The sequence below is a fragment of the Neobacillus drentensis genome (genome assembly GCF_036966985.1).
Taxonomy (GTDB): Bacteria; Bacillota; Bacilli; order Bacillales; family Cytobacillaceae; genus Neobacillus; species Neobacillus drentensis_E.
The window spans coordinates 1-12174 of record NZ_JBALSN010000341.1 but is presented as its reverse complement, the minus strand read 5'-3'; the positions used below and the strand labels follow the sequence as shown (position 1 = coordinate 12174).

Annotated in this window: 13 protein-coding genes and 2 pseudogenes; 2 read left to right on the top strand and 13 right to left on the bottom strand. The window is 39.0% G+C overall.

Annotation, left to right across the window (positions count from 1 at the left end):
* Nucleotides 1-397: 397 nt before the first annotated feature.
* The 3 genes and pseudogenes from V7659_RS21145 to V7659_RS21135 form a co-directional block, all read right to left on the bottom strand.
* The gene (locus V7659_RS21145) at nucleotides 398-1594 is read right to left on the bottom strand and encodes an FAD-dependent monooxygenase (RefSeq protein WP_335542042.1); all 1197 of its coding nucleotides are present in this window, start codon (nucleotides 1592-1594) and stop codon (nucleotides 398-400) included.
* A 232-nt stretch (nucleotides 1595-1826) separates the two neighbouring features.
* Nucleotides 1827-2046: pseudogene (locus V7659_RS21140) on the bottom strand (YxiJ family protein).
* A 70-nt stretch (nucleotides 2047-2116) separates the two neighbouring features.
* Nucleotides 2117-2252, bottom strand: a pseudogene (locus tag V7659_RS21135) (low temperature requirement protein A); the annotation flags it as partial.
* Between the two features lie 222 nt (nucleotides 2253-2474).
* On the opposite strand from V7659_RS21135, the gene V7659_RS21130 reads away from it, so the two are divergent.
* Together V7659_RS21130 and ycaC are read left to right on the top strand one after the other, a co-directional pair.
* A complete protein-coding gene (locus V7659_RS21130; protein WP_335542040.1) occupies nucleotides 2475-3032 on the top strand; it encodes an NADPH-dependent FMN reductase in 558 nt (185 codons plus the stop codon).
* A 189-nt stretch (nucleotides 3033-3221) separates the two neighbouring features.
* Nucleotides 3222-3866: an isochorismate family cysteine hydrolase YcaC gene (gene ycaC / locus V7659_RS21125; RefSeq protein WP_144553321.1), complete on the top strand. Its 645-nt coding sequence runs from the start codon at nucleotides 3222-3224 to the stop codon at nucleotides 3864-3866.
* 213 nt (nucleotides 3867-4079) lie between these two features.
* On the opposite strand, the gene V7659_RS21120 is transcribed toward ycaC, so the two are convergent.
* The 10 genes from V7659_RS21120 to mtnA form a co-directional block, all read right to left on the bottom strand.
* The gene (locus tag V7659_RS21120; RefSeq protein ID WP_335542035.1) at nucleotides 4080-4559 is read right to left on the bottom strand and encodes an EVE domain-containing protein; all 480 of its coding nucleotides are present in this window, start codon (nucleotides 4557-4559) and stop codon (nucleotides 4080-4082) included.
* Complete coding sequence (locus V7659_RS21115; protein WP_335542034.1) at nucleotides 4560-5099, bottom strand: DinB family protein; 540 nt, start codon at nucleotides 5097-5099, stop codon at nucleotides 4560-4562. It abuts the gene before it with no gap.
* 67 nt (nucleotides 5100-5166) lie between these two features.
* Nucleotides 5167-6114, bottom strand: a complete 948-nt coding sequence (locus V7659_RS21110; RefSeq protein WP_335542032.1) for a helix-turn-helix transcriptional regulator — start codon at nucleotides 6112-6114, stop codon at nucleotides 5167-5169.
* Between the two features lie 326 nt (nucleotides 6115-6440).
* Complete coding sequence (locus tag V7659_RS21105; protein WP_335542029.1) at nucleotides 6441-7802, bottom strand: amino acid permease; 1362 nt, start codon at nucleotides 7800-7802, stop codon at nucleotides 6441-6443.
* A 300-nt stretch (nucleotides 7803-8102) separates the two neighbouring features.
* Nucleotides 8103-9314 carry an AAA family ATPase gene (locus V7659_RS21100; RefSeq protein WP_335542027.1) on the bottom strand — a complete coding sequence of 404 codons (1212 nt, stop codon included), beginning with the start codon at nucleotides 9312-9314 and terminating at the stop codon, nucleotides 8103-8105.
* Between the two features lie 102 nt (nucleotides 9315-9416).
* The gene (gene tlp / locus V7659_RS21095) at nucleotides 9417-9647 is read right to left on the bottom strand and encodes a small acid-soluble spore protein Tlp (RefSeq protein WP_335542025.1); all 231 of its coding nucleotides are present in this window, start codon (nucleotides 9645-9647) and stop codon (nucleotides 9417-9419) included.
* A 126-nt stretch (nucleotides 9648-9773) separates the two neighbouring features.
* Complete coding sequence (locus V7659_RS21090) at nucleotides 9774-9914, bottom strand: acid-soluble spore protein N (protein WP_026567323.1); 141 nt, start codon at nucleotides 9912-9914, stop codon at nucleotides 9774-9776.
* A gap of 67 nt (nucleotides 9915-9981) precedes the next feature.
* Complete coding sequence (locus tag V7659_RS21085) at nucleotides 9982-10113, bottom strand: FbpB family small basic protein (protein ID WP_026567322.1); 132 nt, start codon at nucleotides 10111-10113, stop codon at nucleotides 9982-9984.
* 135 nt (nucleotides 10114-10248) lie between these two features.
* Nucleotides 10249-10785 carry a redoxin domain-containing protein gene (locus V7659_RS21080; protein ID WP_335542024.1) on the bottom strand — a complete coding sequence of 179 codons (537 nt, stop codon included), beginning with the start codon at nucleotides 10783-10785 and terminating at the stop codon, nucleotides 10249-10251.
* A 120-nt stretch (nucleotides 10786-10905) separates the two neighbouring features.
* On the bottom strand, nucleotides 10906-11955 hold the full coding sequence (gene mtnA / locus V7659_RS21075) for an S-methyl-5-thioribose-1-phosphate isomerase (RefSeq protein WP_335542022.1): 1050 nt from the start codon (nucleotides 11953-11955) through the stop codon (nucleotides 10906-10908).
* Nucleotides 11956-12174 lie beyond the last annotated feature (219 nt).

The window sequence follows — 12174 nt, the reverse complement described above, 5'->3', positions numbered from 1 at the left end:
AATTTTTTTATGATACCTAATAAAGCGCAAAGTCACCAAAATTATGATGTAAGTCGATCAAAAATAATCTTCAATAATTCCTTATAGATTAGCTTGGGAAAACCTTCACAATCTCTTATACACTTTTATAATCTAATCCCTTAATTGTATTGTTCTAGAATCTAAATCATTATAAAAAGGCACCTTCTTATTAAAGAAAAGCGCCCGATTGCGGAAAATTGAAAATATTTTTAAAGGCTTAAGGGTCTTTTTTACGCTTAGCTGGATAAGCGGAAAATTGTTCGGGTTTTATTTTTACTAAATGATAGACAGCATTATTTGTTCATGTCACTTGTTGATAGCAACACTCCAACCCAAAAATTAATGTTGGGCTAAAACTCTTCTATAACTATCCATATCAATAATCTTTCAGCTCTATCCCGTTAGCAGCTTTCGCGATCATTTTCGATATCAACTTAAATTGTACGACCATAATGGCGGGAATACGCATCATTAAATTGCGTAGAAAGATTTTGAAGCTTGATTTTTCAATCATACTCCCTGCAGCTATTCGTCCTATTTTTTGATTTTTCTCAACAAACTTTCTCATTTTTTGTTCATAGGCAACAAATGCACGGGCGAAATCGCCATCTGCAGCTTTAAGTTCACCAGCTAATACAAAAGCCCCGACAATCGCCAGGCTAGAGCCTTGACCCGATAGAGGTGATGGGCCATACGCCGCATCTCCTACCAATGTAATCCGCCCCTTTGACCATGTCGGCATGTGAATTTGACAAATCTCGTCAAAATAAAAGTCTGTTGCATCTTTCATGGTTTTGAGTAAATGCGAGGTTTCCCAACCGGTATGGCCTAAGAAGGCATTTTCAACAAGTTTTTTTTGAGATTCTGTATCATAGCGGTCGTACGTCAATTCCGCTGATTGGAACAAGAACATTCCTCTTGCTTCGGTATTGTCACGAGCGCTATACATACCTACAGTTTTGCCTGGTATCGTATATAACAATTGGCGGTGGTCGAGGTTGTTGTAATTCTCGAGGGTGAAAATCGAGATATAACAGCCAAGCGTACGTTTAAACTGTGCTTCTTCGCCAAAAGTTAAGGTGCGCACATTTGAATGAAGCCCGTCCGCACCGACGACCAGGTCAAATGTCTGTGGCTTGCCATGTATAAATTGAACTTCAGCACCTGCTTCAGTCTCATGTATTGCGGAAATCGAATCTCCCCAAATGTATTCAACTGTATCCTTGGTTAATTCGTACAAAATGTTACTAAGATCGTCACGCATGATTTCGATGTCCAGACCCTGCTGGTTCCCCATACTTGCTTCGCTTATTTGACATTCAATCTTGCCTTTGCAGTTCACGAAGTAAACTCCAGTCATGTTCGTGTCAGCTGCACGAACTTGACCGAGTATACCCATCCCCTTAAGCACCGTAATGGCTGCACCACGGATATCAACCCCGTAACCACCCATGCGCAATGCTGGTGCACGTTCTATTACAGTCACGGAGAATCCGTGCCGATGAAGCCAGTAAGCGAGTGTCGGACCGGCAATGCTCGCACCAGAAATAAGGACGCGCATCCTTTGTTTCATATTTGCTTATTCACTCCTATCCTAATTAAAGTCTTAACATATCCACAGTATATTTACGGCCTTTTTTACTTAATTATCACAACAAAATAATAGGAATTTAATTAATCAACAAAATGGCCCGTTTGCTGACCAATGATTAATCTGGACTCTTCCCTCCCTCCTGCTTCGTTAGCACAAGAAGAAAAAGCCACCATAAATGGCAGCTGGATCTTCAACTCTTGCACCCGTTAGCTTAACAAGGATTAGTTAACGATAAATACTCTAACAATAATTTTCGTGCTTCTTCGTTGTTCATATATTCTTTGAAAAACGTTGGATAATCGGAGATTTTCTCTTCCAAATAACGATATTGTTCAAAAATGTCAAAGAAGGATAAATGAAGCCAATCTACCTGGCCTTGTGGGATTTTCCTTTCCTCTGAATACATAGCTTAAGCATCCAGCGATATTCATCCAATAGGAATTCAGATCGGCGTTTAAGCAATCCTCCTAGGGAATCTTCTTTTTGAAATCCTTTTGCATTTACAAACTTTACTAAATACTCTGCATGGATATGACCATCTTCAACATGAAGTAAAACATGAGTCGCAGCCGCAACCGCCGCCACAAATTAACAAATCATAAAAGAGTTCTAACCAGGCCACTTTCTTTTCTTTCATTTCTGCACTCCCTCCAATTCTTTATAGTTACTAGGATGATTGAAATATATAGTAATTGAAAGAGAAAATAAAATTGACATAGACCATTTGCCATAGCTTGCAAAACACTAGCCGAATAATAAGAAAACTTAATTAAATAATCAGACAATTAGGTATAACGACACTCTTTTGTTTTGGTATATTATGGTAACATTAAAATAATTTTAAACGAGGAGGAAATGTATGACTAAGACCATCGGCCTTATTTGTGGTAGTTTACGAAAAAACTCTTATAATCGAATCATTGCTCAATCATTAACAGAGCTGGATGATTCCCATCAATTTCGTTGGATCGAGATTAATGATCTACCTTTGTTCAACGAAGACTTAGAAATAAGTGTTCCAGAAACAGTGACATCATTTAAATCTGCTATCCAGGACGTTGACGGTATCATTATTATAAGTCCAGAGTACAATTCTGGAATTCCAGGCGTATTAAAGAATGCGTTGGACTGGGCATCAAGACCTCGGGAATCCGCCGTTCTTAGTAGAAAACCGGTTGGTTTAATTGGTGCAACTCCTGGGGGATTAGGTACTGCCTTTGCTCAATTGCAAATAAGACAAGTACTAGAGGCCATGCAGGTTCATGTTCTTCCATTTCAAAAAGTGATGATTTCCCAAGTACATAAAAAGATTGATTCTGATCAGAAAGTCCTTACAGACGAACAAACAAAACGTTATCTTCAACAATATTTACATCAATTTATTCAGTGGATCGGACACACTCCAGCTCTAGATTAATTGAAAAAGTCCAAGCTTTTTCAATCATTTTTATGAAAATACTACTAACACATAATGAGTTTTTAGAAAACGAATTCCAGTAATCCGTTCGTTCAATTACATTGGAACAAACGAAGGAGTTTAACATCCATTTTCCAATCTATGAATCTTCTTCGATTACTTATACTTAATTAAAGGGAGGACAATAAAATGTCTGATTTCTATTCTCGTCTTAATAAAGATGATGCTGCCGTTCTTTTAGTTGATCATCAAACCGGCCTTATCTCTGGTCTTGTGCGTGACTATGGTGTTGATGAATTCAAGAACAATGTTATGGCTCTTGCTAACACTGCTAAGTTTTTTGATTTACCAGTTATTTTAACAACAAGCTTTGAAAACGGGCCTAATGGGCCACTCATGCAAGAATTGGTTGAACTTTTTCCTCATGCGCCAAAAATAGCTCGTCCTGGACAAATTAACGCATGGGATAATGAAGATTTTGTCAAAGCAATTGAAGAAACTGGGAAAAAACAACTGATCATTGCGGGCGTAGTAACAGATGTTTGTGTTGCATTTCCTGCACTTTCCGCTGTGAACGCTGGTTATGAAGTATTTGTTGCTACTGATGCTTCTGGAACATTCAGTAAACAAGTAGCGGATGCGGCATTAACGCGTATGGCCCATGGTGGGGTGCAGCTTCTGAACTGGTTTAGCATAGCATGCGAATTACAACGTGATTGGCGCAATGATGTTGAAGGTTTTGGCGCTTTAATTTCTCGCCATCTTCCTGGTTATCAAAATCTTATTGGAAGCTATAGGGGAGCTCAGAGAGATTTCAGCAAGCAGCCTAACTAGAATAGCAGCTTATTTATAACTCTCTTTTTCCAATATAAAGCTTCTGGCTTATTCAAGAAAAAGCGTCTTTCATAAGTAACTAAAGCCTAATTTCTCACTTATAACACCTGAGAAATTAGGCTTTTTATATATGTATTTCCTTAACGTTGTAAATCCGCGTTTTGACATCGGTATTGGCAAATAAAAAAGCAAAACTAGCCACAGTATTGGCTATTAGGTATACTTTGTAATGTAATCCGCATCTCCCAGCATGGCGCCAGCAATCGTCAGAAAATCTTTCCGCCCAATCTCAAAATGACCATAGCGGAAGGAATACCCCCAATTTCGATTCCCACGCGTGAAGCTAAGCTTCTCCAATAAATCGGCAATCTTTACTTCCTGACAGGGTATATATCGGATATTTCGGCGGAATGGCACAAAGGATTCGGACATCTGATATTCGTATACTCTTTCATCAGCAACCTGTCCAATGGCGGTGAATGCTTGGAGCGCCTCTCCCTTTGCCAAATCCGTTCGTGGAGAGTAGTATATCAGCCAATCGTTTGGACACATACGCTTTAAAGGTCCTGATTTGCCATGGCAGAGCTGGGCAAATCCACCTAAAACCCCCAGCTTCACATGTGATGCGGATACGACGCCAATCCAGTAGCGGCTTTGCTCACTTAATAATCTTGTCACGTCCCTCTTCATCATTTAAACGTTCCTTTCTAAATCTTTTTTCAAACGGTCCAACTGAAGAAGATGATGACGAAAGTGCATTTCAATAAGTAAAAACCACTCTTTCGCATGTAACGCACCGAATCTCGGATGGGAGACTGTATTCTGTTTTGGTGCCTTTTCAAGTTTTGGCTCCGTTTCTTCCATTCGATGGATTACGGTGTTCAAACCTTGGATCAGTTGTTCTTTGCTTTCCGGCTGCTCAGGTGTATACTGTGGGGAATGCGGAACTTTAATAGGTATGGGAGGGAATCCATTCTGTTCAAATATCGCTGCACCTTCCCTTGTTTTTTCCGTTGGAGAGACCATATCATTCTTGCTCTGCATCATGCAATGTTCAATATTGCGCAGATGCATATAAAGAGCCGAGTTAATCAGATGCTGATACATTTGTCCAATCGACCACTCGTCCTTACTCGGTTGTCTCTTTAACTGCTCCATACTGAAATTATCCAATTCACCAAGATAATGAAGCGCTAAGACTTTAAACTGCTGTAATGCTTCCATTGTATTCATATCCTTCAAACAACTCCTTTATCCTAATTTAATCTGACTATAACAAAACGCTACTGACAACAGTATGTCAGTAGCGTTTCAACATTTTTTCGGCTTCTTCACGAATCCGTATTCGGAAAGATTCAGGTTCCAACACAACGACATCTGCACCCCAGCCAAGTACCCAATGCAGTAGCTCGTCTGGCTGGCGAACGCGAAAGTTCGCAAGCAAACGATTCTCATGCTCCTCTATTGCTTCCAAGTAAAAATTGTTTGATTCCTTCACTTTTTCTGCTATGTCAGGGTTGATCTGAATGATTACACGAACATTGCGATCATCCGGTGGCTTGTAATCGTTTAAATTAAAATCGCTTGGCACCTTGAATCGGTCTTCAAGAATCGTAAGCCCGGTCATCCTTGACAACCGGAAATGACGAATTCCCTCACGCAGATCACACTGTGCAATTAGTATCCATGATCCTTTAACAAGCACAAGTCCATAAGGAGACACAACACGAAAGCTATATCGATTCCCATCCGCTTCGGGTATTCTTTTCAAATAATGGAAGCTTATTTTCCTCTCCCCCAATATCGCTCCACGGACTGATACGATGTATTCTTTCTCTTTTACCCACGTAACATCTTCACCAGAAGAAAGCAACCGTATCGTTTTACGCACCCGAGATGTTTCTCTGCGAACACTTTCAGGTAAGATAGCCTCAATTTTCCCGCGAGAGGTTTGAGCCCCAATTCCATAGTCAACATCAAATCTTTGTTCGATAAAGTCAGTTCCTATGATCAATGTCACGGCTTCTTCCACTGTGAAACTAATCGGTGGAAGAAAATATCCCTCCATCAAGGAATATCCCATTCCGGGGGCTCCTATCACCGGTACATCCGCCTCACTCAGAGCCTGAATATCTCGATAGATGGTCCTTACACTTGTCTCAAATGTAGATGCCAAATCCTCAGCTCGTAAAACCTCTTTGCGTTGCAACTCAAGCACTATGGCTAACAATCGATCTGTCTTGTTCATACAACTATATCTCCCCGCGAAACTAAATAATATTTTTGGAAAAGTCTATTTTTTCAGTCATCGTTTTTTACCACTTTTTAAAATCCTTGATGTTTTGTCAGAGGATTCCCTTTTAAAAGACTACTATAAGTAGTCCATCTATTGTGTGCAATGCCTGGCACACTAAGAAAAGCTGCCACAATTGGCAGCTCTGTATTTCGCTAATTTAAGTGTAATTCTTCACATACGTGTGCGTATCTTGTTTTTTATTTCTAAAAAAACGGACCATTTACCATGTAAATGCATGGCATGAGGTTTATCCAACATTTTCTCTTTCAAAGAAAATGTCAGTCGAACCTTTTGATCATTTTATATCCGAAATAAAGAATCGTAAACCATATAGGTGCTACAACTAAAGCAATTCGCATTCCATCAATAAAAGCCATTAAGACAATGACAAGTGCTAAAAACATCAATGCTAAATAGTTTGAAATTGGATATAACGGAAGTTTAAATGCTAGTTTTTCAATTTCTTTTTTTGTTTTTGATTGCCTGAACTTCAAATGTGTAATAAGGATAACCGCCCAGCTGGTAATAACCGCTACTGTGGCAACAGAAGAAATGTACATAAACACTTTTTCGGGAACAATGTAGTTCAGAAGTACAGCCAATAATAACAGCGATGACGTGAACAGTATTCCACGAATCGGGCTGCCATTCTTATTAAGTTTTCCGAAATATTTCGGACCGTTATTTTGCAGGGATAAATTGTGCAGCATTCTTCCGGAACTGAATAACCCACTATTAAAAGCAGATAGTGCGGCTGTTAGGACCACAAAGTTAATGATATGGGCGGCACCAGGAATTCCAACTTTATCAAAAATTAATACAAATGGGCTGCCCTTCGTGCCTACTTCATTCCAAGGATAGAGAGTCATCATAATTCCCAATGCACCCACATAAAAAATTAATATCCTCCAGACAACACTGTTAATGGCGGACGGGATTGATTTTTGAGGATTTTTTGCCTCTCCTGCCGTAATTCCAACCAATTCCACTCCACCAAATGAAAACGTCACAAAAACCAAGGACATTAATATTCCTTGGACTCCATTTGGAATGAATCCACCATGAGTCCAAAGATGATCCAAACCAACGGGCTGCCCTCCGTTCCCAATTCCCAGAAAGATGATTCCTAAACCAACGAGAATCATTCCGATAATGGCTACAACTTTAATCAGTGCAAACCAGAATTCAAACTCACCAAATGCTTTTACATTAGCAAGGTTTATCATGGTAATCACAACAAGCACAGCGAGTGCTGTGAGCCATTGTGGGATATCTGGAAACCAGTAATTCACATAAACGCCAACCACGGTTATTTCCGCCATTCCAGCGACAAGCCACATAAACCAATAAGTCCAGCCGCTAAGGTAACCTGCAAACGGCCCTATATATCGATTGGCGTAGGAACTAAATGAACCCGAAACTGGTAGATCGACTGCCATTTCACCTAGAGCTCTCATAATGATAAAAATAACCAAGCCTCCGATTAAATAGGAGACCATGATGGCTGGTCCAGCCATTTGAATGGCTGCACTTGAACCATAGAACAGTCCGACTCCAATGGCACCTCCGAGTGCAATTAACTGGATATGCCTGTTGTCTAAACCCCGTTGCAGATTCTCACTTTGATGATTATTACCCAACCTAAATTCCTCCAATTAAAACTATTTGTTCGTATAAAAGTTAAGAAAAAGTACATTTTTAAACTGTACCTTAAAAACGAAGATAATGCTAGAAGAAGTCTGAAAAGATGAATAAATTACCTACTAACATAGAAGCATAGAACTAAACTTGGTTCACATCAATCTTCTCTCTTCATTTAAAAGATTATAAACTGTTAAGAATCTTCTAGCAATGACCGGAATCAACGCTTTTCCGCCTTATGTACAGCATCAGCAATATATCACTTGGAATGGTGCACCTCTTATCTTTGTTTATATATATCACTGATTAGCATCCAAAAAGGTGCGCATCTCCTCAGGGTAGCCTGCCATAATTACCGCAAATCTTCCGCCATACTCACTTCCAGTCATCAGTGAAACTAATGTATCAATGGCCGCTTGACCATAATCATTGCCTGTTTGACCCTCACGTTTCAGGCTGTAAGCTTCATCAATAAACAGGACACCACCAATGGAACGTTCCACAACGGTACGGACATTTTCTTCAGTTTGGCCAACGAAAGAACCAACCAACTGGGAGCGGTCAGTCTCGATCACTTCCTCTCGAGGCAGGACTCCTAATTCATGATAAATTTTTGCTAATAAGCGGGCAAGTGTGGTTTTCCCTGTTCCTGGATTTCCGGTTAAAATCATATTTAGGCTCAAGTCGTCCTGTATTTGAAAACCTAAATCTTTCCGTTGTTTTTGATACTTGAGAAAGCGGTAAAAATCATTTACCCGATTTTTAACAAATTCCATCCCAATCATTTCATTTAATTGATCTAATGCATTAATTCGGTCGGTTGCTGATTGAACTTCCTCTTCGTAAAATTGCTTTTGCCAAGCGTTTTTAATATCCTCTAAATTCGATAAATGCAATTTTAAATCATCATAATAGGTGGAGGTATGGAAAACACCTGTAATCGATTGGTCATACTCCTCTACGGCTTTTAATAGCCTTCCTGTTTCATCGATCGCAGAAGTGAATAACTCAAATAAATGGTTATACTGCTGATACATATCCTTCTTACTCAACGTTGTAGAAAGTTCTCTTTTTGCTGCTAAATCTGTTTGTATTTCATCTGCTTTACTTAAGAAATTTTGACATACTTCTATGTATTGTTCCGCAGTCTTCTTTTTTGCAGTACGGTTATCTGTTTCTCTCATAGCAGGAAATGTAAGTGGTAAGAATATTCCCTCTAATTTTTTCCAATCTGTTTGTAACATATATTCTTTTGCTGCTTGATTATTAGGAAATAAACTAAGTGCTCTTTCCAGCCAGATCGCTGCCATTTTATCCTGTTTATTTCGTTCAATCCGCGAGAGAGCAGCAACTGTTAACAGCTTGGATAAGGTGACCGGATTAGATTCATCAGTCAATGCAGAAATTAATGCACTTTCATTAGAAATCGATCCATTTTGCTTTAGTTCCAGTTCCCATTGCTTTAGTTTTTCTTCATTATTATTCGTGTGCTGGTTTACAATTTGTCTCAAGATCATCACTTCTTCTTCAAAATTTCCCTTCTATCTTACCATAACAATTACCCCATACCTAAACAAAAGACCTGTCCAATATGAACAGGTCTGCACTCGATTTTAGCTTTGTTGGTTATGTGCTTCATCTTTAATTTCTGACCGGAAGGATTCAATGCTTTCCCGACGGCGTTCGTTCTTCGCCTCGATTTCCTGGCGTTGTGTCTCGCTGTCTGTAAGGGCTAATGATTCCTCAGCTGCTTCAATATTATTCTCCGTATTTTGAATCATGGCTTGAAGCTTTTCGACGTTATCACTGCGGTCATCTGGATTCGGTTTGTTATTATAGGCCATTGTATTTCCTCCTAGGGTGTAATTGGTACAGATATAGTTTGTTACGGACTGAAAAAAATAAACAAGAATTTTTTTGAAACAAAAAAGACTCGCTGGCTTTCACCAGTCAAGTCTTAAAATTCATTGTTATTCACCTTTTGTTTGGATTACTTGAGCATGCTCGCCTGAAGTATCATTCATTTTCTTTCCTTTATTCCCGCTAAAGCCACGTGGTTGTGTTCCAACGTGATCTGGTTGAAAACGTTTCGTTTGATATTTTTTACCCATGTCATGATCCCTCCTTATTTACATTTTGTCCTAAAGGAAGGAAAACATGATTGGTAAACTTTTTTAGTTATTCTGCTTTACCGAGACGTTTTTCTTCTAAGCGCTGTTCAATCTTTTCCATCGCAGCGCGATCTTTTAATAGTTGTGTTTTATTTTCAGATACTAGCTCTGCAAATGAGCGTTTTCTAGGTTTTCTCATCGGTATCACCGTCCTTAGTTCCTATTCTAACAGTTATTATGCCCGGAAACGGTTGCAATTATTACAACTTTTTGAAAATTTTAAAGAAAAAGCCTTCAATAAAAAAACATTGGAAACATTCCAATGTTTTTTAATCTATTTTAGTTTGTTTGTAAAATCTTTCATATCATCAAGTTTCATTTCACCTATATATTTATTCTGAATGTTTCCTTTACTATCAATAAAATATGTCGTTGGTATGGATAGGACTTGATAAGTTTCATTTACTTTATCCTCTGCATCAAGAAGGATTGGAAAGGTAATTTTATTTTTATCCACAAAACCTTGGACATCTAATTGCGGATCGATGTTAACGGCTAAAATGACTACATCCTTCGGCATCTGTTTTGAAAATTGCTCCATTGCCGGCATTTCTGCCTTACATGGAGGACACCAGGTTGCCCAAAAGTTCAGCATCACTTTTTTGCCTTTTAAATTAGACAGTTTTATCTTTTCTCCGGTTAATGTTTTCAGTTCAAAATCAGGTGCCTTTGCTCCAACAGCGAGACCTTCTTGGCTTGCTGTGGTTTGACTTTTCGTTTCGGGAGTTTCTGAAGTCTTATCCATGGCTTGAACAATCGCGACTGTAAGTAAGGAAACTAGTATTACGGTAGCAATTACTTTTTTTATCATTCCCGAATCCTCCTTTACTTCATAATCTGCTACATTGATTTTACACTATAATCTTAGGTGAAACCAAATAAGGATATGCCGAAACTGTGACAATTTACAAAAAACAATCCGCTTCCACTCTTAGGATTGAAAGAGTTTCACTAGTTCTTCCTGGTAATTTCCTTTTATTATACCCTTTTCAGTGATGATTGCGGTAACAAGCTCATTTGGTGTGACATCAAACGCAGGGTTAAACACTTTCACACCTTCAGGGGCGGTTCTTTTTCCAAAGCCTTCTGTAATTTCGGATGCGTCTCTTTCCTCGATTGGGATATCGGCCCCAGTTTTTGTATCCAAATCAATCGTGGAGATCGGTGCTGCCACGTAGAAAGGTATATTATGGGCTTTTGCAAATAAGGCAACTCCGTATGTCCCAATTTTGTTTGCTACATCACCATTGGCTGCAACGCGATCACAACCTACAATTACTGCCTGCACCCAGCCTTTTTGCATAACCATCGCGGCCATATTGTCCGTAATGAGAGTGACATCTATGCCAGCCTGCATTAGTTCCCATGCAGTTAATCTCGCTCCTTGTAGCAGAGGTCTTGTTTCATCAGCAAAAACTTTGATATCCCAGCCCTTTTCTTTTGCTAAATAAAGTGGTGCTAAAGCTGTTCCATATCTTGCGGTAGCGATCCCGCCGGCATTGCAATGTGTTAGAATCCCCATGCCGTCCTCTAAAAGGTTTAATGCATGCTCTCCGATTGTCCTGCATACTTCTTCATCTTCAGTACGAATGTTATGGGCTTCTTCTTCCAATGCTTCTTTGATTTGATTAATCGGTAATTCCTTCTCTTTAAGTGCTCGTTCATTCATTCGTTTCAAAGCCCAAAACAGGTTGACGGCTGTTGGTCGTGATGATGCCAAATAATCTGATTGCTTTCGTAAATGTCCATAAAAATCTTCAAAAGAACTTTCTGGAGCATCTTTGATTCCAAGCACTAATCCATAAGCTGCAGCTATGCCAATTGCCGGCGCTCCACGAACTTTTAGCTGCTTAATGGCATCCCAGGCATCTTCAATTTTTTTGGTTTCGAGAAATTCGGTAATGTTCGGTATTTTGGTTTGATCAAGTATTTTTAGAACTCCGTTTTCATAGGAAACGGATTGTAAGTATGTGTTTTCCATTTAAAAGCCATCCCTTCACCTTTATGTAAATTCATGTTAAGTTTTTAGTATCATTCCTTCAACTTCACCCAATGTAATTTTAACAATATTCGAGACATATGCAATACTTTCATTTTTTTATTCCTCTCTCTGATAAGTTAACTAAATTGTGCGAAAATTTGTTAAAATAGAAGCATGAATGAAGGAGTGATATTTTTGAAGATTCTTGTTTTAGGTGGT